This is a genomic window from Bradyrhizobium sp. Y36 (assembly GCF_002531575.1).
Taxonomy (GTDB): Bacteria; Pseudomonadota; Alphaproteobacteria; order Rhizobiales; family Xanthobacteraceae; genus Bradyrhizobium.
In genome coordinates, this window is record NZ_NWTI01000012.1 from 129,267 (window position 1) to 151,382 (window position 22,116).

The window sequence follows — 22,116 nt, forward strand, 5'->3', positions numbered from 1 at the left end:
GAAGCCACTCTCGCGGCTTACCTGTCATGGCGTGACGCGCCGCATCCTCAAAAGTCAGGCCGAGACGCCTTCGCTGCTGCCCGACCGCTTCAAGGCGTGGTTCGCGGCTCGCGGCTGGTCGCCGCGCGCGCATCAATTGGAACTGCTGGAGAAAGCGCGCGAGGATGCGAGCGCGCTGCTGATCGCACCGACCGGCGCCGGCAAGACGCTGGCGGGATTTCTGCCGACCCTGGTGGAGCTTTCGACCGAGGCGGCCGAACGGAAAGCCGCCGAGAAGCAAGGCCTCGTCTCCACCGGCCGTGGCCTGCAGCGGACCGGCGGCTTGCACACGCTCTATATCTCGCCGCTGAAAGCGCTCGCCGTCGACATCGCGCGCAATCTGGAACGGCCGATCGCGGAGATGGGCCTGCCGATCAAGGTTGAGACCCGCACCGGCGATACGCCGGTGTCGCGGCGCCAGCGGCAGCGGCGCTATCCGCCCGACGTGCTGCTGACGACGCCGGAGCAACTCGCGCTGCTGCTCTCCTCCGACGACGCGCCGTTCCTGTTCTCCTCGCTCAAGCGCATCGTGCTCGACGAGTTGCATGCGCTGGTGACGTCCAAGCGCGGCGATCTGCTCTCGCTCGGCCTCGCGCGGCTGTGGCGGCTGGCGCCGCAGATGCGCGCGATCGGCCTGTCGGCCACGGTGGCCGAGCCGGAGCAGCTCGCGCGTTTCCTGGTGCCGCAGCCCGATGGCCGGGAGCAAGCAGCCGACATCGTCGTCGCCGGTGGTGCTGCGCCCCCTGAGGTCGAGATGCTCGACACGCGCGAACGCCTGCCCTGGGCCGGCCACAGCGCGCGCCACGCGCTCCCCGAAATCTACGAGCTGATCAAGGCGAACAAGACCACGCTGGTCTTCGTCAACACCCGCAGCCAGGCCGAGATGCTGTTCCAGAATCTCTGGAGCATGAACGACGACGGCCTCGCCATCGCGCTGCATCACGGCTCGCTCGACGTCGCCCAGCGCCGCAAGGTCGAGGACGCGATGTCGGCGGGCAGATTGCGCGGCGTGGTCTGCACCTCCTCGCTCGACCTCGGCGTCGACTGGGGCGATGTCGATCTCGTCGTCAATATCGGCGCGCCCAAGGGCTCCTCGCGCCTGATGCAGCGCATCGGCCGCGCCAACCATCGCCTCGACGAGGCCTCGCGCGCCGTGCTGGTGCCGGCCAACCGTTTCGAGGTGCTGGAGTGCCGCGTCGCGATCGACGCCATTGCCGAGAATGCGCAGGACACGCCGCCGCTGCGTACCGGCGCGCTCGACGTGCTGGCCCAGCACGTGCTCGGCTGTGCCTGCGGCGAGCCGTTCCTCTCTGACGAGCTCTATGCCGAGGTCCGCACCGCCGCGCCTTACGCAAATCTGTCGCGGCAGGATTTCGACGATGTCGTCGATTTCGTCGCCTCCGGCGGCTACGCGCTGAAGACCTATGAGCGCTTTGCCCGCATCAAGCAGGACAAGGAGGGCCGCTGGCGCGTCGCCAATCCCAAGGTGCGGCAGAGCTACCGGATGAATGTCGGCACCATCGTCGAGGACGACATGCTGAAGGTGCGCCTGGTGCGCTCACGCGGCGGCGGCCATGGAAAGGCTGGCGGCTCCACCGGCGTGATCGCGCGCGGCGGCCGGCTGCTCGGCGAGATCGAGGAAGCCTTCATCGAGGGCCTCTCGCCCGGCGACACCTTCGTGTTCTCCGGCGAGGTGGTGCGCTACGAAACGCTGGTCGAGGATCAGGTCTATGTCTCGCGCGCGCATGACAAGGACCCCAAGGTTCCCTCCTATATGGGCGGCAAGTTTCCGCTCTCGACCTATCTCGCCGAACGCGTGCGCCGCCTGCTCGACGATGGCCGCGCCTGGGGCGGCCTGCCGGAGCAGGTGCGCGACTGGCTGTCGCTGCAAAGGGACGTCAGCCGCGTGCCGGCCGTGCGCGAGCTCCTGGTCGAGAGCTTTCCGCGGGCCAACAAGCACTACATCGTCTGCTATCCCTTCGAGGGCCGCCTTGCGCATCAGACCCTCGGCATGCTGCTGACGCGCCGGCTGGAGCGCGCCCGCGCCCGGCCGCTCGGCTTCGTCGCCAACGAATATGCGGTGGCGATCTGGGCGCTCGGCGATCTCTCCGCCATGATCCGCGATGGCCGCATCGATCTCAATGCGCTGTTCGACCCTGACATGCTCGGCGACGATCTGGAGGCCTGGCTTGCCGAATCCGCGCTGATGAAGCGCACGTTCCGCAACTGCGCCATCATCTCCGGACTGATCACGCGCCGGCATACCGGCGAAGAGAAGAGCCGCCGTCAGGTGCTGTTCTCGACCGATCTGGTCTACGACGTGCTGCGCAAGCATCAGGCCGATCACGTCCTCCTGCGCGCCGCGCGCGCCGACGCCGCCACCGGCCTGCTCGATCTGCGCCGCCTCAGCGACATGCTGATGCGCATCCACGGCCGCATCACGCATCGGGAACTCGACCGCGTCTCCCCCCTCGCGGTGCCCGTGATGCTGGAAATCGGCCGCGAGTCAGTCTATGGCGAAGCTGCAGACGAGCTTTTGGCCGAAGCCGCCGATGAGCTCGTCAAAGAGGCGATGGATAGAAGCGGGTAAGACGTGACGACAGGCGCGCAGGTTTCGGAGGATGTCGACGACATGCGCGTGTCCACGGTCACCATCAGCGATGTGACCTTCGCCGCCGATCTCTCCGGCGCGCTGTTCTGGGAGGAGCAGCGCCTGCTGGTGGTCTCCGACCTGCATCTGGAGAAAGGCTCCAGCTTCGCCGCGCGCGGCGTGCTGCTGCCGCCTTACGATACGCTGGCGACGCTCAGTCGTCTCGCTGCTGTCATCTCCCGCCATGATCCGCGCACCGTCATTGCACTCGGCGACAGCTTTCACGATCGCACCGCGCATGAACGGTTGTCGCCGGACGACCGCGATGCCGTCGCCGCGCTCCAGGCCGGCCGCGACTGGATCTGGATTTCCGGCAACCACGATCCGATGCTGCCGCGCGATCTCGGCGGCACCGTCGCGGACGAGGTCGCGATCGGCCCGATCACCTTCCGTCACGAGCCGACCGGGGCGCGCGGCGAGATCGCCGGCCATCTCCATCCCAAGGCACGCGTCTCCGCGCGCGGCCGCTTCCTGGAGCGCCGCTGCTTCGCCTCCGACGGGATGCGCGCGGTGATGCCGGCGTTCGGCGCCTATGCCGGCGGCCTCAGCATCCGCGACGCCGCCTTCGCGAAGATCTTTCCGGCCAGGGGCTTCGTCGCCCACCTGCTCGGCGACCGCCGCGTCCACGCGATTGCGGCCTCGCGCTGTTCCTGAGATTCCGACGCCATCTCAGAACAAATTAAGAACACTTTAGCAAGTCTTTGATATATCATTGTGATTCGGCACGTTGCCGACACAATATCTAGCGTCTGTCAGACTTTGCGAGGACTAGATGTCCACCATCGCCTTCGATCAATTTGCCCTCACCCGGATCGCCGATTTCGCGCGCTCGCTGTCACGGCTGCATCAGGCGGCGCGCCGCCAGAGGATCGACGACGACCAGTTCGACCGCGAGTTCAACGCGGTGTGCCAGTCGATCTGGGGCTACACCATCGACGATGTCAGCGACGAACTGTTCTCGACCGAGGACCATCTGTTTCTGGACACGCTGGACGAAGCGCAGGCGCGCATTTTCGCGGCCGAGCAGGGTTACGACCTCGTCGCCGATCACGGCATGCTGACGGACTGGTGGGGTTTCTGCTGGATGATTTTGGCGGAGAAGCGCGGATTGCTGACGGCGGAAAACCGCGCTGCCGCGCGCGCGGCTATCGAGGAGAAATACCTGGCGGCACCGAATGTGATCGGGGTGATCATCGGGAGGTGACGGCGCGCTCGCCGTCATTCCGGGGCATCGCGCAGCGATGAACCCGGAATCTCGAGATTCTCAGGTGCGCAATTGCGCACCATAGTTCGATGCTGTCGCATCGCCCCGGAATGACGATCCTTGCTACTATTCCAGCCCCGCCCGCTTCGCCGGTTTCTGCGTCGCCGTCTTCGGCACCGTCACATTGGGCAGCGTCTCACGCACGATCTCGGTCGATGCCGGCGCGTCTGCCGACACCGTCTCCGCGCGCACCGGGGCCACCTTCATCTCGCCGAGGCGGGCGCGGACCTGGGCGGTGAGGCCGGGATAGGAGGCCACGGGAGTGAAGTCGGCAGCCTGATCATTGCCGACGCGGATGCCGGTATAGGCGACGAGGCCGTCGGTGGTGGCAATGACGTCGCCGGCCTTCAGCGAGGAATCCAGCGCAAGATCGACCGGGGCAAGGCCGACCGGCTCGCGGCCATTGCAGGTGCAATCCGAACGCAGCGCCTTGCGGTAGGCGAAGGCGTTCTCGCTGTCGGCATAGCGCTCGCCGGTCTGCGACGCCGCACCGTCGATCGAGGAGCCGAAATAGACCTTGGTCGCGCTGGCGGGACAGAACGCCTGACACATCTGGGCCGGCGAGGCGAGGCCGCGCATCAGCGGAAAATATTTGCCGTCGCAGCTTCGCACGCAAAAGGCAGGTCCCGAGCCTCCGGCCGCAGCCGAGCGGGTTGGCGGCACATATGGCTGGGTTGCGGGATTCTGCTGGCCGGTGAAGGGATCGGCGTAGGAGCTCGCCTGTTGCGGCACCTCGCGCTGCGGCCGCTGCTGCTGCATGCCGCCGAAGAAGAAGTCGAACAGGCCTTCGGCCGAAACCGGGGCGGGAGCCGCAAGCAGCGGTGCTGCAAGCGTGGCGGCCACAAGCATCGCGCGACGCCGCCGGCGCGCATGGAACAGGACTGTACGCAACGCTCACTCCACCCGACGCAACTGAACCGGGCCGCGACCAGCGAGGTCTTGGCACATGATTCACCATAAGCCGGGATGGTAAATGAGCGGTTGAAGGCCTCTTCACCTCTCCCCGCTTGCGGGGAGAGGTCGGAATGCGCGCTGAAAGCGCGGATTCCGGGTGAGGGGGTACAGGTCTCCCGGCGATCTCGCGTCGTGGATAGAGCTCACCTCGACCCTCTCCCCGTAAGAACGGGGCGAGGGAGAAGAAAGATCAGCCCTTCAAAAACTCCGACGCCTTGTACAGCGAGCGGAACGGCAGGCCGGCCGCGCCGAACGTGTCGGTGGCGCCTTCCTCGCGATCGACCATGGTCAGCACCAGCACCACTTCGGCGCCGGTCTCGCGCACGGATTCCACCGCCTTCATCGCCGAGCCGCCGGTCGTGGTGACGTCCTCGACGATCACGACGCGCTTGCCCGCCAGCGTCTCGCCTTTCGGCAGGCCCTCGATCGCGAGCTTGGCGCCGTGCTCCTTGGGCTTCTTGCGCACGAAGAAGGCTGCGATCGGATGTCCCTTGATCCAGGAGATCTGGGCCAGCGCGCCGGCCAGCGGCACCGCGCCCATCTCGAGGCCGCCGATGAAGTCGAGCTTGTCGTCCTTCAGCGCCTCGTAAGTCAGCTCGGCGAGCAGCGTCGCGCCCTCGGGGTCGAGCATGGTGGGCTTGAGGTTGAAGTAGAAATCGCTCTTGCGGCCCGACGCGAGCGTCACCTCGCCGCGGCCGAAGGAGCGCCGGCGGATGATTTCGAACAGGCGGGCGCGGGAGGCAGATTTCGACACGGCGGTCCCTCGAACAGCGTTTTTGGAGGAGGCGGAATTTATCCGCGACCGACGCGACATTCCAGAGGGGGCGTCCCTCGTCAACAGGGATCGGCCATCCCCGGCCGCCGGTTGTGGGGGCGCGACCTTCTGGAGTAGGTGAGAGCCCGGATCGGGCCGCCGCCTCCTCGGGGAGGAAGCGGGCATGGGAAGGACGCGAAAATGACCATCGAGCTGCACACCTGGAACACGCCGAACGGCCGCAAGATCTCCGTCGCGCTGGAGGAGATGGGGCTGCCCTACAAGGTGATCCCGGTGAACATCACCAAGGGCGAGCAGATGGCGCCGGAGTTCCTGAAGCTGTCCCCCAACAACAAGATCCCTGCGATCCTCGATCCCGATGGCCCGGACGGCAAGCCGGTCAGCATCTTCGAATCCGGCGCAATTCTGCTGTATCTCGGCGAAAAGACCGGCAAATTCCTGCCCAAATCGCTCGCGGGCCGCATCCCGGTCTATGAATGGCTGATGTGGCAGATGGGCGGCTTCGGCCCGATGCCCGGCCAGGTGCATCATTTCATCGCACTCGAGAACGAGCATGATCGCGCCTACGGCCTGAAGCGCTACATGGCCGAGACCCGCCGGCTCTACGGCGTGCTGGACCGCCGGCTGGCGGATCGCGACTTCGTCGCGGGCGAGCTCTCGATTGCCGATTTTGCCATCCTGGGCTGGGCTTGGCGTCACCCTCGCCACAAGGTTGATCTCGCCGATTTTCCCAACGTCAAGCGCTGGTACGACGCCCTGATGGCCCGCCCGGCCGTGAAACGGGGCATGGAGGCGAAGCTGGATTGAGGGGGCTTACCCTCCCCTGGAGGGGGAGGGTCGATCGCGCGCAGCGCGAGCGGGGTGGGGTGATCTCTCCACGCGGACACTGTTGGACGGGGAGATACCTTCACCCCACCCCGCTACGCATTCCGCTTCGCTACATGCGCAGCGACCCTCCCCCTCCAGGGGAGGGTGAAGAAAGAAGTCTCACACCTTCTTCGCTTCCACCGCCATCCGCACGGCAAGCCCGGCCAGCACCGTGCCCATCAGCCAGCGCTGCACCAGCATCCAGCTCGGCCGGTTCGCCAGGAACAGCGCGATCGAGCCGGCGGCGAGCGCGATCATGGCGTTGACGCTGACGCTGATCGCGATCTGGATCGCGCCCAGCGCCACCGACTGCGTCAGCACGCTGCCGGCGGCGGGATCGATGAACTGCGGCAGCAGCGCCAGATAAAGCATCGCGATCTTCGGGTTGAGCAGGTTGGTGACGAAGCCCATCGCGAACAATTTGCGCGGGCTGTCGACCGCGAGCTGCTTCACCTGGAATGGCGAGCGTCCGCCCGGCTTCACCGCCTGCCAGGCCAGCCAGAGCAGATAGCCGGCGCCGGCAAAGCGCAGCGCGTCGTAAGCAAAGGGAATCGCGAGCAGCAGCGCCGTGATGCCGAACGCCGCACACAGCATGTAGAACACGAAGCCGAGCGCGACGCCGCCGAGCGAGACGATGCCGGCCGCGGGGCCTTGCGTGATCGAGCGCGAGATCAGGTAGATCATGTTCGGTCCCGGCGTCAGCACGAGACCGAGGCAGACGAGGGCGAAGCCGAGCAGAGCGGAAGTGTGAGGCATGGGTGAACCGGGGTGCAAGACGGCACGGTTCTAATATGCGCGGGCCAGGGGAGCCATCGCGCAATTGCTCGGAGGACAATTCGGTACTCGCAGACCACTTCAGTGTCGTCCCCGCGAACGCGGGGACCCATACCCCCAGGGAGAAATTTGACACGAGATGGTCATGGGCAATCTTCGCCTCACTCGATCCTGTGGCTATGGGTCCCCGCGTTCGCGGGGACGACGACCGAGTATGTGGCGCCTCAATGCGCCTCGTCCCAGTTGTTAGCCGCACGCGCATCGACATGCAGCGGCACCGACAGCAGCACGGCCGGGAACGGCGCGTCCTGCATCACGTGCTGCACGACCGGCAGCGTCGCCTCGACTTCGGCGTCCGGCACCTCGAAGATCAGTTCGTCATGCACCTGCAACAGCATCTGCGCCGACAGATTCTTTGCCGCGAGCGCGTCTTCCACCCGCGTCATGGCGCGGCGGATGATGTCGGCGGCGGTGCCCTGCAGCCGCGCGTTGATCGCGGCGCGCTCGTTGAAGGCGCGTACCGAGGCGTTGGAGGCCTTGATGTCGGGATAGTGCATCTTCCGGCCGAACAGCGTGGTGACGTAGCCATGGCTCCGGCAGAAATCCCGCGTCTCGTCCATGTAGGCGCGGATGCCGGGAAAGCGCTCGAAATATTTCTTGATGTAGGCCGAGGCTTCCTCGCGCGCGATGCCGAGCTGATTGGCGAGCCCGAACGCGGAGATGCCGTAAATGATGCCGAAATTGATCGCCTTGGCGCGGCGGCGGATCTCGCTTGGCATGCCCTTGATCGGCACGCCGAACATCTCCGACGCCGTCATGGCGTGAATGTCGAGGCCATCGCGGAACGCCTGCTTCAGCACGGGAATGTCGGCGATCTCCGCCAGCAGGCGCAGCTCGATCTGCGAATAGTCGGCGGAGACGAGCTTGTGGCCCTTCGTTGCGATGAAGGCGCGGCGGATCTTGCGGCCGTCCTCGGTACGAACAGGGATGTTCTGCAGATTCGGCTCGTTCGACGACAGCCGGCCCGTCGTGGTCGCGGCCAGCGCGTAGGTCGTGTGGACGCGATGGGTCTGCGGGTTGACGTAAGTCGGCAGCGCGTCGGTGTAGGTCGATTTCAGCTTCGAGACCTGGCGCCACTCCAGAATCTTCTTCGGGAGATCGTGGCCCTGCTCGGCGAGGTCGTCGAGCACCTGCGCGGTGGTCGACCACGCGCCGGTCTTGGTCTTGGTGCCGCCGGACAGTCCCATCTTGCCGAACAGGATGTCGCCGATCTGCTTGGGGCTGCCGACATTGACCGGCTCGCCCGCGATCTCCTGGATCTCGGCCTCGACGCGCGCGGCGGTCTGGGCGAAGTCGCCCGAGAGCCGCGACAGCACCTGGCGGTCGATCGAGATGCCGCGCCGTTCCATCCGTGCCAGCACCGACACCAGCGGCCGCTCCAGCGTCTCATAGACGGTCGTCATGTGCTCGGCGACAAGGCGCGGTTTCAGCACGCGCCAGACCCGCAAGGCAACGTCGGCGCCTTCGGCCGACAGCGCCGCGGCCTTGTCGATCGGCACCTGGTCGAAGGTGATCTTGCCCTTGCCGCTGCCGAGCAATTCGCTCTCCTTCAGCAGGGCATGGCCGAACCAGCGCTCGGCGAGCGAGTCGAGTTCATTCGAACCTCGTCCGGCATCGAGCACGTAGGAGATCAGCTTGGCATCGTCGATGTTGCGCAAGGTGATGCCGTGCTGCGCCAGCATCACAGCGGCGAATTTGATGTCGAAGCCGATCTTGAGAATGCCCGAGGATTCCAGCACCGGCCGCAGCGCTTGAATCGCATCCTCATGCTTGACCTGGTCCGGCGCGAGGCCGGCGTCGAACAGGCCGGCGCCGCCGCCGGACTGCTTGTGCGCCAGCGGCACGTAGCAGGCCTCGTTCGGCGCCAATGCCAGCGCGATGCCGCAGAAATCAGCCTGCATCGGATCGATGGAGTTGGCCTTGAGCTCGATCGCGACATGACCGGCGTCATGGATGCGTCCGACGAAGGCGTTGAGCTCCTTCAGCGTCTTGATCGCCTGATATTTGGTTCGATCGACCGGGAGCTTGCGCAAGGCCTCCTCGCGCACGGCGGCCAGCGAGATCGGCGCGCCCTTGAGGCTGGCCGATTTGTCACCCTTGTCGCCGCCCGTTGCAGCGACTGCCGGCGCGGCGAAGAGATCGCCGGAGGCTTGGGACGGTGTTGCTGTGGCGGCCCCGCCGGCCCTGGCGCTGCTGCTGTTGCTCGCATCGGCATCGACATTGGCCGGATCGATCTGCGAATAATCGGCGACGCGGCGCGTCAGCGTCGTGAACTCCATCGCCTTGAGGAAGGCGATCAGCTTGCGTGCGTCCGGCTCGTGGACGGCGAGATCGTCGAGCGGCACCTCCAGCTCGACCTTGTCGTCGAGCAGCACCAATTGCCGCGAGATGCGCGCCTTCTCGGCATTCTCCAGCAGCGCCTCGCGCCGCTTCGGCTGCTTGATCTCGGTGGCCCGGAACAGCAATTGCTCGAGGTCGCCATATTCGGTGATCAGCTGCGCCGCGGTCTTGATGCCGATGCCGGGCACGCCGGGCACGTTGTCCGTGGAATCGCCGGCCAGGGCCTGCACCTCGACGACCTTCTCCGGCGGCACGCCGAACTTCTCGATCACCTCGGGAATGCCGATGCGGCGGTCCTTCATGGTGTCGTACATCATGATCTTGTCGTTCACGAGCTGCATCAAATCCTTGTCGGAGGACACGATGGTCGTGGTGGCGCCGCGCTCGCTGGCCTGCCGTGCATAAGTCGCGATCAAATCGTCGGCCTCGAAGCCGCCCTGTTCGAGGCAGGGCAGGTCGAAGGCGCGCACGGCTTCACGGATCAGCGCGAATTGCGGGATCAGGTCGTCCGGCGCGGGCGGCCGGTGCGCCTTGTATTCAGGGTAGATCTTGTTGCGGAAGGTGACTTCCGACTTGTCGAACACGATCGCCAGATGAGTCGGCCGGTTGTCGGCGGGCATGTCGCGGAGCAGCTTCCACAGCATGTTGCAGAAGCCGAGCACCGCGTTGACCTGCAGGCCGTCGGACTTGCGGTTCAGCGGCGGCAGCGCGTGATAGGCGCGGAAGATGTAGCCGGAACCGTCGACCAGGAAGATGTGGTCGCCCTTGCCGGCCGCCTTTGCCGCAACCGGTTTGGCAGCAGCTGGCGCGGCGGGCTTGGTCTCGGCGGCGGCCTTGGACGCGGCCTTGGTGTCAGCTTTGGCGGAGGTCTTTGGGGCGGTTTTGGGCATGGCCGCAATGTATGAATTTTTGCGGGCTTTGACAGCCTTGGACGGGGGATTTTTGCCTCGCTGGCGCCGCTATCCCCCGCTGACATTCGCTACGTCCTCCGCTGTCATTCCCCGCGAAGCGGGGAATCCAGTACGCCGCGGCCTATCGATCAACAACGATCGTCTCTGGAATACTGGGTCGCCCGGTCGAGCCGGGCGATGACACCGAGAATGGTGCTACTCCGCCGCCTGCAACACCGGCCCCGCTTTCTTCGGCGCGATCCAGAACGCATCGGGCCGCTCGAACAGGAAGTCGGCATGCAGCCGCAGTGCAATCCGCCAGATCGCGAGCGCACCGAGCACGCCGACGACGGTGACGATCAGCGACACCGTGCCGATGTCGGGAATGATGCCGGTGCGCAGCAGCAGCGTCCTCGTCGTCGCCATCGGCAGGAAGAACGCGAGATAGATCACGATCGAATGCTCGCCGCAGAAGCGCAAGAAGTTCATCCACTGGGCGCGCGCGAGCAGCGTGCCCATCGTGATGATCGCGCAGGCGCCGGCAAAGCCGAGCACGAGCGAGACGAGCTTCCATTCGCTGGCCCCCAGCACGACGAGGCCGGCATTGACCAGCGCCCAGGTCGCGAGCGCCGCGAGCGCAAGCGCCGGGTGCTTCCGCGCACGGTCCGACAGCGCGAACACGTAAGGCGCGAACAGATAGCCCGAATAGAAATAGACGAAGCGCGCGCAGAACTCGTCGATGACGGTCCAGCCGGTCGAGATGCGGGCCGTCTCCAGCGCCGCGGCGACGAGCCAGACCGCGAGCGGCGGTATCTTGCGTGTCAGTTTTGTGACGACGAAGAAGATCGGCAGGAGATAGATGAACCACAGCGTGCCGAACGGCTCGATGAAGGATTCCAGATACAGGAAGCCAACATGGTGCCAGCCCGTCTCAGCCGCGAAGGCCGGCGCCTTGAAGGCGAACTGGATCGTCACCCAGACGACATAAAAATAGGCGAAATGCACCACCTTGCGGTCGAGATAGGTTCGCCAGTCCCTGTCGATCACCAGCGGCAGGAACAGACCGGAGATCAGGAAGAAATCCGGCATCCGGAACGGCTTTGCGAAGGCCACGGCAACATGCATGAAACCGGTCTCGCCGGCGGCGAGCTCGACCCCCAGCACCGAATGCATCATCACGACCATGATGATGCAAATGCCCTTGGCGTAGTCGACCCAGTCGACACGCGCGGCGGAGGGGGGACTGGTGCCTCCGCTCCCTGCGATTGTGCCTGATGGTGCCATGGTGTCTCTTTTCGAGGCGTGTTCCGCCCGTCCTGTCCGGGTGTGGGGCAGTGTGGGGCCTGCACGGTTTCCGACTTCTTTACCGGTTCAATTCCCGTGCCGCTTTTTTGCATGCGGACTGTTCCTTCTCCTCGGGAAAATGCTAAACCGCCCCGCGTCGGGGTTTCGTTAACCAATTCAAGACAGGGACTTTTCATGCGTATCGCGATGATCGGCACGGGCTATGTGGGACTGGTGTCCGGCGCCTGCTTTGCCGATTTCGGTCACGACGTCACCTGCGTCGACAAGGACGAGAAGAAGATCGCGGCGCTTCATCGCGGCGAGATCCCGATCTACGAGCCCGGGCTCGAAGAGCTGGTCGCGACCAACGTCAAGGCCAAGCGGCTCGACTTCACCACCGACCTGTCAAAGCCGGTCGCCGATGCCGACGCCGTGTTCATTGCGGTTGGCACGCCGTCGCGCCGCGGCGACGGTCACGCCGATCTCTCCTATGTCTATGCCGCCGCGAAGGAGATCGCGCAGTCGCTGTCCGGCTTCACCGTCGTGGTGACGAAGTCGACCGTGCCTGTCGGCACCGGCGACGAGGTCGAGCGCATCATCCGCGAGACCAATCCCAAGGCCGACGTCGTGGTCGCCTCGAATCCCGAGTTCCTGCGCGAGGGCGCCGCGATCCGCGACTTCAAGTTTCCCGACCGCGTCGTGGTCGGCACCTCCGACGAGCGCGGCCGCAAGGTGATGGGCGACATCTACCGCCCGCTGTCGCTGAACCAGGCGCCGCTGATGTTCACCGCGCGCCGCACCGCGGAGATGATCAAATACGCCGCGAACGCGTTCCTTGCGACCAAGATCACCTTCATCAACGAGATCGCCGACCTCTCCGAGAAGGCCGGCGCCAACGTCCAGGAGGTCGCGCGCGGCATTGGCCTGGACAACCGCATCGGCACCAAGTTCCTGCATGCCGGTCCCGGCTTCGGCGGCTCGTGCTTTCCGAAGGACACCAAGGCGCTGATCAAGATCGCGCAGGATTACGACGTCTCCTTGCGCATCGTCGAATCCGTGCTGGCGGTGAACGAGAACCGCAAGCGCGCGATGGCGCGCAAGGTGAGCCAGGCGCTGGGCGGCAATCTGCGCGGCAAGACCATCGCGGTGCTCGGCCTCACCTTCAAGCCCGACACCGACGACATGCGCGACGCGCCGTCGATCCCGCTGGTGACCGGCCTGATCGACATGGGCGCCAAGGTGAAGGCGTACGATCCCGTCGGCATGGAGCAGGCCAAGGGCGAGCTGCCCAGCATCACCTATTGCGAGGACGCCTATACTTGCGCGCAAGGCGCCGATGCGCTCGTCATCGTCACCGAATGGGTGCAGTTCCGCGCGCTCGATCTCGACCGGCTCAAGAGCGTCATGGCGCAGCCCGTCGTCGTCGATTTGCGCAACATCTACCGCCCCGAGGAGATGGAAGCCGCCGGCTTCACCTACGACAGCATAGGCCGCCCGCCGGTGCAGGGCTGATAGCGACACACGATTGTCATACCCCGCGAAGGCGGGGTATCCAGTCATCCCGATCTTCGCAATGATCGGGATCTGAGCTTACTGGATCACCCGCCCCAATGCGCAATTTGCGCACAAGGCGGGGCGATGACGGATCGAGACTCTTGCCCCGCAGCTTCGACACGCCCTTACCCATCGATGCCGTGCTCGACGACCTCTCGCGCACGCTGGAGGCGCATAATGCGGCCGTGCTGGTGGCGCCTCCCGGCGCCGGCAAGACCACGCGCGTGCCGCTGGCTCTGCTCGATGCGCCCTGGGCCGGGGACAAGAAGATCATCGTGCTGGAGCCGCGCCGCATCGCGGCGCGCGCCAGCGCCGACCGCATGGCCAAATCGCTGGGCGAGCGCACTGGAGAGACCGTCGGCTATCGTGTCCGGTTCGGCTCCAAGATCTCGCGCGCGACCCGCATCGAGGTGGTGACCGAGGGCATCTTCACCCGCCGGATCCTCGACGATCCCGAACTCTCGGGCGTTGCCGCCATTCTGTTCGACGAATTCCACGAGCGCTCGCTCGACGCCGACATGGGCCTCGCGCTGGCGCGCGACGCGCAGACCGGCCTGCGCGAGGATTTGCGCATCCTCGTGATGTCGGCGACGCTCGATGGCGCGCGCGTCGGGAAATTGCTCGGCGATGCGCCCGTCGTCGAAAGCGAGGGACGCGCCTTTCCGGTCGAGACGCGCTATCTCGGCCGCAAGGTGGACGCGCCGATCGAGCGGCAAATGGCGGATGCGATCGCGTCCGCGTTGCGGGCCGACAGTGGTTCCGTGCTGGCGTTCCTGCCGGGCGCCGCCGAAATCCGCCGCACCCAGAACTTCCTCTCCGAGCGCGTGCAGGATGCTTCGATCGAGATCGTGCCGCTGTTCGGCGCGCTCGATGCCGCCGTGCAAGACCGTGCCATCTTGCCGGCGCCCAGGGGCATGCGCAAGGTGGTGCTGGCGACCTCGATCGCGGAGACCTCGCTGACGATCGAAGGCGTGCGCATCGTGGTCGATTCCGGGCTCGCCCGCGTGCCGCGCTACGAGCCCGATATTGGCCTGACGCGGCTCGAGACCGTGCGCGCCGCGCGCGCGGCGGTGGATCAGCGCCGCGGCCGCGCCGGCCGCACCGAGCCCGGGGTCTGCTACCGGCTCTGGGACGAGCCGCAGACGGCCTCGCTCGCGCCCTACACCCAACCGGAAATCCTGAGCGCGGATTTGTCCTCGCTGGTGCTCGATCTCGCGCAATGGGGCGTCAGCGATCCCGCCGCGCTGTCTTTCCTCGATCCCCCGCCTGGGCCCGCGTGGAAAGAGGCCAAAAGCCTGCTCGAAGAGCTCAACGCGCTCGATGGCGATGGCCGTATCACCGCGGAAGGCAAGAGCCTGCGTGCGCTGGCGCTGCCGCCGCGGCTGGCACGCATGATCGTGGATTCACATCGCGCCGGGGAGGGCGAGGCCGCGGCCGAGATCGCCGCCATCATCACCGAGCGCGGCCTTGGCGGCGACAGCGTCGATCTCGAGCACCGGCGCGACCAGTTTCGCCGCGACCGCTCGCCGCGCGCCGCCAGCGCGCGCGATCTGGCGCGGCGCTGGGCCTCGCAGGTGGCGGCCTCGGAGAAGGCCGGACCGCGGGAGGATCTCTCGACCGGCCTGATGCTCGCCTACGCCTTCCCGGACCGGGTGGCCCGCAATCGCGGCAATGGCAGTTTTGTCCTTGCCAACGGCCGCGGCGCCGCGGTCGAGCAGACGTCGTCGCTCGCCCGCGCGCCCTATATCGCGATCGGCGAGATGACGGGCACGGCGGCGAGCGGACGCGTGCTGCTCGCCGCGCAGATTTCGCAAGAGGAGATCGAGCAACATTTCGCCGAGCATATCGAGAGCGCCGACGAAATCACCTTCGATCGCGGCGCGATGGCGCTGCGCGCGCGGCGCAAGCGCGTACTGCATGCGATCACGCTGTCCGAAGCGACGATGGCCGTGTCACCCTCGGAGGACACCGCGCGCATTTTCGCCGATGGATTGATCGCTGCCGGCCTCGACCGGCTGCCCTGGTCGAAGGCCGCCAGGCAATGGCGCGACCGCGTGATGTTTTTGCGCAAGGCCGAGGGCGACAGCTGGCCCGATCTCACCGACGACGGATTGATCGGGCGGCGCGACGACTGGCTGGTTCCCGCGCTCTACGACAAGATCGCATTGAAGGACATTTCGCCGGGCGATCTCTCGGATGCGTTGATGGCGCTGCTGCCGTGGGAGATGCGCGCGCGGCTCGACCGCGAAGCGCCGACGCATTTCGAGGCGCCGACGGGAAGCGTGCTCGCGATCGACTACGAGGCCGAGCAGGGGCCGACCATCGCGGTGCGGCTGCAGGAATTGTTCGGCCTCAACACCCATCCCTCGGTCGCCGCCGGCAAGGTGCCCCTGGTGCTGGAATTGCTGTCGCCGGCACAGCGCCCGGTGCAGGTGACGCGCGATCTGCCCGGCTTCTGGCGCGGCAGTTATGCTGCGGTCCGCTCCGACCTGCGCGGCCGCTATCCGCGTCATCCCTGGCCCGACGATCCCGCGAGCGCCGTGCCGACAAGGCGGGCGAAGCCGCGCGGGACATGAGAAACAGGGCAGCGCATTAACCGTCCGCTCATCCTTTTCGTCAAAATGACACGGGTGCCGGCGTGGCTCCGCTCGCGGTCAGCCTTGTCGCGTGGTGAAATCGGGCTTTCCGGCTCGAAAGTGGTGTGATGCGTAACATTATGATCTTCGCGGCCGTCCTGATCGGCCTCGGCACTTTCATGGCGCAGATGGCCGACAAGATGAGCTCCGCGTCCGCAACCTCGGCGCCGCGTACCACTGTGGCCGTTGCCGCGACCGCGCCGGCCGGCGGCCGCAGCCTCGCCATTTCCCGCGACGGTCGCGGTCATTTCCAGACCGAGGGCCGGATCGACGGCCAGCGCATCGGCTTCATGGTCGACACCGGCGCCTCCGTGGTTGCGCTCAATGAGACCTCCGCCGCCCGCTTCGGCCTGCGTCCCTCGCGCGGCGAATACAACGCCACCGTCTCCACCGCCAACGGCACCATCAAGGCCGCGCGCACCCGCATCGCGATGCTCGATGTCGGCGGTCTCATCGTGCGCGACGTCGACGCCATGGTGCTGCCCGACGAGGCGCTGTCGGAGAACCTGCTCGGACTCTCCTTCCTGTCCCGCCTGAAGCGCTTCGAATATTCCAACGGCCAGATGGTGTTGGAGCAATAGGCGGGGGCTCCAACTGGCCCCATTAGGGCCTCCCTTAGGGCCTCCCTTAGGGCCAGCCTGGGTGCTATATTCCGCCCATGGACAGCCCCGGTGCGATTGCCATCCTCAGACGTTCCGAGCGCGCCCTTCGCGAGCGGGGCGTCTTGCATGCGGCGTTGTTCGGTTCGGTCGCCAGGGGTGACGCTCATCCCGGCAGCGATATCGACATCATGGTCGAGATCGATCCCGACGCGCGGATCACCGTCTTCGACTACGTCGAACTCAAGGAGTACATTTCCAATCTCTTTGAGGGCCCGGTTGACGTCGTCAATCGCGATGGTTTGAAATCATACGTCGCGCCCGCTGCGACGGCCGATGCCGTCTATGCCTTCTGATCGCATCGACGGGACCCTGCGGGACATCCTGCATCACATCGACTTGGCAGCCGAGTTCGCCGGGGATCTCGGTCGCGAGGCGTTCGCGGCGGACTTGCGGGCGATCTATGCCGTTACGCGTTGTCTGGAGATCATCTCAGAAGCCTCTCGTCGTCTGCCAGAGGATCTGAAGACCAGGCACCCCGGAATTGCATGGAGGCAAATGGCGGCGGCGGGCAATGTCTATCGGCACAACTATGAGGATGTTGCAGCCCGCCTTGTGTGGGAAACTGTTCGGCAGGCTCTGCCGGCACTCAAGGCAGTTGTCGAAGAGGAGATTGCACGACTGCAGAGCTAGTCTATTCCGGTCATACATTTGGTACCGCCCCGGCGGTAACGTTTCTTCGTTACCAAACTGCCGCAATTATCGGCCATAAGCCTGCATTCCCGCCTTCCGCTGCGGCCCGGCATTCGCTAAGGCTGCCTCAATTCCTGCCCTTTTCACGAGATCGTCTCAATGTTCCCGAAGCCGAAATCCGTCCTGCTGCCCAACACCTACGCCTTCGAATCCGAGCCGATGGTGAAACCGACGGGCTTTCGTGAATACGACGCGCGCTGGTTGTTCCAGAAGGAAATCAACCTGATGGGTGTGCAGGCGCTCGGCATGGGTCTGGGCGCGCTGATCGCCGAACTCGGCGTCAGCCAAGAGATCGTCACCGGTCACGATTTCCGCGGCTATTCGGCCTCGATCAAATACGCGCTGATCTCCGGCCTGATGGCCGCGGGCTGCAAGGTCCACGACATCGGGCTTGCGGTGACGCCGATGGCCTATTTCGCGCAGTTCGATCTCGACGTGCCCGCCGTTGCGATGGTCACGGCCTCGCACAACGACAATGGCTGGACCGGCGTGAAGATGGGCGCCAACCGTCCGCTGACCTTCGGCCCCGACGAGATGACGCGGCTGAAGGAAATCGTGCTCAATGCCGACTTCAAGAACAAGGCCGGCGGCTCCTACCAGTTCCACGAGAACTATCCGGCGCGCTACATCGCCGATCTCACCAATCGTCCGAAGCTGAAGCGCAAGCTCAAGGTCGTCGCCGCCTGCGGCAACGGCACCGCTGGCGCGTTCGCGCCGCAGGTGCTGGAGGCGATCGGCTGCGAGGTGATCCCGCTCGACACCGAGCTCGACCACACCTTCCCGAAATACAATCCGAATCCGGAAGACATGGAGATGCTGCACGCGATCCGCGACGCGGTGCTGCAGCACAAGGCCGACGTCGGCCTCGGCTTCGACGGTGACGGCGACCGCTGCGGCGTCGTCGACAACACCGGCGAGGAGATATTCGCCGACAAGGTCGGCGTGATGCTGGCGCGCGACATGTCGGCGATCCACAAGGACGCCCATTTCATCGTCGACGTGAAGTCGACCGGCCTGTTCGTCACCGATCCCGTGCTGCAGAAGCAGGGCGCCAAGACCGCCTATTGGAAGACCGGCCATTCCTACATGAAGCGCCGCACCAACGAGACTGGTGCGCTGGCGGGCTTCGAGAAGTCCGGCCATTTCTTCTTCAACAAGCCTTATGGCCGCGGCTATGACGACGGTCTCGTCTCGGCGCTCGCGATCTGCGACATGCTCGACCGCGCGCCGGGCAAGTCGATGGCCGATCTGAAGAACGCGCTGCCGAAGACCTGGTCGTCGCCGACCATGTCGCCGCATTGCGCCGACGAGACCAAATACGGCGTCATCGACCACGTGGTGAAGCACTTCGAGGGCCTGCAGGCCAAGGGCGCCAAGATCGGAGGACAGTCGATCCGCGATCTCGTCACCGTCAACGGCGTGCGCGTCACGGTCGAGGACGGCAGCTGGGGCCTGGTGCGCGCCTCCTCCAACAAGCCCGAGCTCGTCGTCGTGGTCGAGAGCCCGGTCTCCGAGCAGCGCATGCACGACATGTTCGAGATGGTGAACAGCGTGCTGCGCACGCATCCCGAAGTCGGCGAATACAATCAGAAGATTTGACGGGCGTCAGGGAGACGCAACCCGCGCCACAATCTCGCTGTCATGCCCTGGCTTGACCGGGGCATCCAGTACGCCACGGCCTCTCGGTTCAATCACACCGCCTCGGAGTCCTGGATCGCCCGGTCAAGCCGGGCGATGACACGTTCCGTGTGGTGAAGCCTCAAGCCGCCACCACCGCCGGGATCGGCAGCGCGGTCACCGATTTGATCTTCTCCATCGCAAAGCGCGAGGTGACGTTCTTCAGCGGCACGGCGCTGATCAGCTTCTTGTAGAACACGTCATAGGCCTGCATGTCCGCGACCACGACGCGCAGCATGTAATCGACGTCGCCGGCCATGCGGTAGAATTCCATCACCTCGGGCATCGCGCTGACGGCTTCGGCGAATTTCTTCAGCCAGGCGTCGGAATGATCGGAGCTCTCGACCGACACGAACACGGAGATGCCGAGCCCGATCTTGTTCTGGTCGACCAGGGCAACCCGCTTGATGATCACGCCGTCAGCCTCCAGCCGCTGGATGCGCTTCCAGCAGGGGGTCGAGGACAGGCCGACGCGGTCGCCGATCTCGGCGACGGACAGCGAGGCATCCTCCTGAAGGACCATCAGAATCTTGCGGTCGATGGCATCGAGGCGACGGCTGGTCTCGGGGGGCTGGACAGCGAGGTCAGTCATTTGAAGAACTTTGTTCCATTTCAGGGGTCCATTTCCCTGATATAGAGAAAATATTTCTATAGCAAGTCCATTATCTCGGCGACCTGCCGGCCTCCGCCAGCCGCGCAGTGCGCAAAAGCTCTTCAACTTCAAGGCGTTGCGGGGCGGCCTGACCGCCGCCATGGCGGGTGCATTTCAGCGCTGCGGCGGCCGCGGCGAATCGCAGCGCCTCCCTGATCCCCTCGCCCTCGGCCAGGCGAAGCGTGAAGGCGCCATGGAAGACATCGCCGGCGCCGAGCGTGTCGACCGCCTGGACCGGGAAGGCCGCGGTCTCCTCGAGTTCGCCGGTCTCGTTCAGCCAGATCGTGCCGTTCGGGCCGCGCGTGGCCGCGAGGAAGGCGGGCGTCAGTCCTGCGAGAAGCTTCAAGGCCTCGCCGTCCCCGGTGACGCCGGCGGTCTCCTGAACCTGCTCGCTGGAGAATAGCAGATGCGAGGCCGCTGTGAGCAGGCTGTCCTGCAACGACATCGCGCGATCGACGCCGACGATGACGGGAATGCCGCGCTGGCGCGCTTCAGTGCAGAGACCGGTCCCGAACGCCGCGCAGCGGCTTTCGACGAGCAGTGCTCCGCAACCGGCGAGTAATTCGTCGGCGTCGGGCAACTCGACGGTCCAGAGCGCCGGATCGCGATAAATGGTCAGCGTCCGCTCGCCGGAGGGCTCGATCATGATCGTGGACACCGGCGTGGTCACATCGGGCATGCGCACGATGTGCGTGGTGTCGATGCCCTCCTGCGCCATCTGCGCGAGGATGAAGCTGCTCGACGTCTCCCGCGCATCGCCCATGGGCCCCGCGAATGCGACGCGGCCGCCGAGCAGTGCGATCGCGATGGCGGCATTGAGCGCGTTGCCGCCGCAGATCTCGGCGAGATGGGTGGCGTTGGCCTTGCTGCCGCGCGCGGGCACGGCCTCGACCCGAAAGGTGAGGTCGCGCACGGGAATGCCGACGCAGAGGATGCGCGGCGCGGTCCCTGATAGCACCATCGATGCTCGCTTATGCGTCGCTCTTGTCGTGCACCCAGCGGCCGAGCAGGTGATGGGCGATGGCGAAGGGATGCGGGCCGGCGAGCCCGTCCGGATGCGTCCGTGTCAGCATCAGGGCGGCCTCTTCGCGCGTGAACCAGCGCGCGTCCTCCAGCTCCATGCGATCGACGACGATGTCCTCGCTGACGGCGCGCGCGCTGCAGCCGATCATCAGCGACGACGGATAGGGCCAGGGCTGGGTCATGTAATATTGCACGTCGGTGCAGTGGATGCCTGATTCTTCCAGGATCTCGCGGCGCACGGCGTCCTCGATGGTCTCGGCGGCCTCGACGAAGCCGGCGAGGCACGAATACATGCCGGGGGGAAACTGCTTCTGGCGGCCGAGCAGGCACTTCTCGCCGGACGCCACCAGCATGATCACGACCGGATCGGTTCGCGGAAAATGCTCGGCCTTGCAGGAAGGGCAGTCGCGCTTCCAGCCGCCTTCCTTCATGGCGCTGCGCGCGCCGCAATTGGCGCAATAGCCGTGGCGCTGGTGCCAGCTCACCATCGACTTCGCCATCGCGATCGCCGACAGCTCGTCGGGCGGGATCGCGCCCTGCATCGCCATGCCGCGCAGCTCGGTGACCGTGTAGTCCTCGCGTCCCACCAGCTTCTCGGCGGCGGCCTGCGACAGGCCCATGCCGAACATCGCCGCGCCGTCGCGTAGTCCCAAGAAGATCGTGCCGGGATTGGCGCCGCATTTCAGCGCCTCGTCGATCGAGAGCAGCGCGCGCACCTTGTCGCCCTCGCGCTTCACCAGCAGCGAGTCGCGATAGACCACATAGGCGCGCGAGGTTGGTTTCTGTTCCAGCGCGAACAGCTTCTCGTCGTCACGGCGCAGATGCGCGGCGCGGTCGAGGATGTTGGTGACGAAGGCCGGCTGTCCCAGCGGAAAGGCGTCGAATGCTGACATTATGTTCTTTCAACCCAACCAGATCTTGCGGCGAAGCGCGCTGATGAAATTCTGAACCTCCGCGGCGTCGTGCGCCAAGGGCGGCATCACGCCCCAGACCGGCCGCGGCCAGGCCGCGTCACTGGTGCGGCGTGCGATGATGTGGACGTGAAGCTGCGGCACGAGATTGCCGAGCGCTGCGACATTGAGCTTGTCGCATTTGGTGATGTCCTTCAGCGCGCGCGAGACGCGGGAGATTTCGGTCATCAGCTGCGCCTGCTGCACCTCGTCGAGATCGATGATCTCGACCGCATCGGCGCGCCGCGGCACCAGCAGCAGCCAGGGATAATGCGCGTCCTTGATGACCAGCACCTTCGACAGCGGCAGATCGCCGATGTCGATGGTGTCCTCTTTCAGGCGGGAATGCAGCGACCAGGCGGGTTCGGACATGTT

The 22,116-nt window shown here is 65.7% G+C and carries 19 protein-coding genes; 10 read left to right on the forward strand and 9 right to left on the reverse strand.

Annotated features, from left to right (window positions below; translation table 11 throughout):
- Positions 1-31 precede the first annotated feature (31 nt).
- The 3 genes from CO669_RS20560 (at position 32) to CO669_RS20570 (ending at position 3,893) form a co-directional block, all read left to right on the forward strand.
- Positions 32-2,629 (forward strand): ligase-associated DNA damage response DEXH box helicase, encoded by a 2,598-nt coding sequence (locus tag CO669_RS20560; protein ID WP_097661762.1) that lies wholly within the window; start codon positions 32-34, stop codon positions 2,627-2,629.
- Positions 2,630-2,671: 42 nt separating this feature from the next.
- Entirely contained in the window at positions 2,672-3,343 is a 672-nt protein-coding gene (gene pdeM, locus CO669_RS20565) for a ligase-associated DNA damage response endonuclease PdeM (protein ID WP_198964140.1), read from the forward strand.
- A 118-nt stretch (positions 3,344-3,461) separates the two neighbouring features.
- A complete protein-coding gene (locus tag CO669_RS20570) occupies positions 3,462-3,893 on the forward strand; it encodes a hypothetical protein (protein WP_097661764.1) in 432 nt (143 codons plus the stop codon).
- Between the two features lie 126 nt (positions 3,894-4,019).
- Here CO669_RS20570 and CO669_RS20575 read toward each other — a convergent pair whose 3' ends face one another.
- A complete protein-coding gene (locus tag CO669_RS20575; protein WP_198964141.1) occupies positions 4,020-4,802 on the reverse strand; it encodes a DUF2865 domain-containing protein in 783 nt (260 codons plus the stop codon).
- Positions 4,803-5,097: 295 nt separating this feature from the next.
- The gene (pyrE, locus tag CO669_RS20580) at positions 5,098-5,661 is read right to left on the reverse strand and encodes an orotate phosphoribosyltransferase (protein ID WP_097661765.1); all 564 of its coding nucleotides are present in this window, start codon (positions 5,659-5,661) and stop codon (positions 5,098-5,100) included.
- A 201-nt stretch (positions 5,662-5,862) separates the two neighbouring features.
- Between pyrE and CO669_RS20585 the strand changes: the two genes are divergently transcribed.
- Entirely contained in the window at positions 5,863-6,489 is a 627-nt protein-coding gene (locus CO669_RS20585) for a glutathione S-transferase family protein (protein ID WP_097661766.1), read from the forward strand.
- A gap of 180 nt (positions 6,490-6,669) precedes the next feature.
- On the opposite strand, the gene CO669_RS20590 is transcribed toward CO669_RS20585, so the two are convergent.
- The 3 genes from CO669_RS20590 to CO669_RS20600 form a co-directional block, all read right to left on the reverse strand.
- A complete protein-coding gene (locus CO669_RS20590; RefSeq protein WP_097661767.1) occupies positions 6,670-7,305 on the reverse strand; it encodes a LysE family translocator in 636 nt (211 codons plus the stop codon).
- Between the two features lie 242 nt (positions 7,306-7,547).
- The gene (polA, locus tag CO669_RS20595) at positions 7,548-10,613 is read right to left on the reverse strand and encodes a DNA polymerase I (protein ID WP_097661768.1); all 3,066 of its coding nucleotides are present in this window, start codon (positions 10,611-10,613) and stop codon (positions 7,548-7,550) included.
- A 216-nt stretch (positions 10,614-10,829) separates the two neighbouring features.
- The gene (locus CO669_RS20600; protein WP_097661769.1) at positions 10,830-11,897 is read right to left on the reverse strand and encodes an acyltransferase family protein; all 1,068 of its coding nucleotides are present in this window, start codon (positions 11,895-11,897) and stop codon (positions 10,830-10,832) included.
- Positions 11,898-12,092: 195 nt separating this feature from the next.
- Between CO669_RS20600 and CO669_RS20605 the strand changes: the two genes are divergently transcribed.
- From CO669_RS20605 to CO669_RS20630, 6 genes are all read left to right on the forward strand, one after another.
- Positions 12,093-13,409, forward strand: coding sequence for a UDP-glucose dehydrogenase family protein (locus tag CO669_RS20605; protein WP_097661770.1), 1,317 nt, complete (start codon positions 12,093-12,095; stop codon positions 13,407-13,409).
- Positions 13,410-13,552: 143 nt separating this feature from the next.
- Complete coding sequence (hrpB, locus tag CO669_RS20610) at positions 13,553-16,027, forward strand: ATP-dependent helicase HrpB (RefSeq protein WP_097661771.1); 2,475 nt, start codon at positions 13,553-13,555, stop codon at positions 16,025-16,027.
- A 128-nt stretch (positions 16,028-16,155) separates the two neighbouring features.
- Positions 16,156-16,668, forward strand: a complete 513-nt coding sequence (locus tag CO669_RS20615) for a TIGR02281 family clan AA aspartic protease (RefSeq protein ID WP_198964142.1) — start codon at positions 16,156-16,158, stop codon at positions 16,666-16,668.
- A 77-nt stretch (positions 16,669-16,745) separates the two neighbouring features.
- The gene (locus CO669_RS20620; protein ID WP_097661773.1) at positions 16,746-17,042 is read left to right on the forward strand and encodes a nucleotidyltransferase family protein; all 297 of its coding nucleotides are present in this window, start codon (positions 16,746-16,748) and stop codon (positions 17,040-17,042) included.
- The gene (locus CO669_RS20625) at positions 17,032-17,379 is read left to right on the forward strand and encodes a HepT-like ribonuclease domain-containing protein (RefSeq protein ID WP_097661774.1); all 348 of its coding nucleotides are present in this window, start codon (positions 17,032-17,034) and stop codon (positions 17,377-17,379) included. Before CO669_RS20620 ends, CO669_RS20625 begins: the two co-directional genes overlap by 11 nt.
- A 159-nt stretch (positions 17,380-17,538) precedes the next feature.
- Positions 17,539-19,038, forward strand: a complete 1,500-nt coding sequence (locus CO669_RS20630) for a phosphomannomutase/phosphoglucomutase (RefSeq protein WP_097661775.1) — start codon at positions 17,539-17,541, stop codon at positions 19,036-19,038.
- A gap of 160 nt (positions 19,039-19,198) precedes the next feature.
- Here CO669_RS20630 and CO669_RS20635 read toward each other — a convergent pair whose 3' ends face one another.
- From CO669_RS20635 to CO669_RS20650, 4 genes are all read right to left on the reverse strand, one after another.
- Positions 19,199-19,708: an Lrp/AsnC family transcriptional regulator gene (locus tag CO669_RS20635; protein ID WP_097661776.1), complete on the reverse strand. Its 510-nt coding sequence runs from the start codon at positions 19,706-19,708 to the stop codon at positions 19,199-19,201.
- A gap of 70 nt (positions 19,709-19,778) precedes the next feature.
- On the reverse strand, positions 19,779-20,729 hold the full coding sequence (locus CO669_RS20640) for a sugar kinase (protein WP_198964143.1): 951 nt from the start codon (positions 20,727-20,729) through the stop codon (positions 19,779-19,781).
- Between the two features lie 10 nt (positions 20,730-20,739).
- Positions 20,740-21,684, reverse strand: coding sequence for an NAD(+) diphosphatase (nudC, locus tag CO669_RS20645; RefSeq protein ID WP_097661777.1), 945 nt, complete (start codon positions 21,682-21,684; stop codon positions 20,740-20,742).
- 9 nt (positions 21,685-21,693) lie between these two features.
- Complete coding sequence (locus tag CO669_RS20650) at positions 21,694-22,113, reverse strand: HIT domain-containing protein (protein ID WP_097661778.1); 420 nt, start codon at positions 22,111-22,113, stop codon at positions 21,694-21,696.
- Positions 22,114-22,116: the final 3 nt, after the last annotated feature.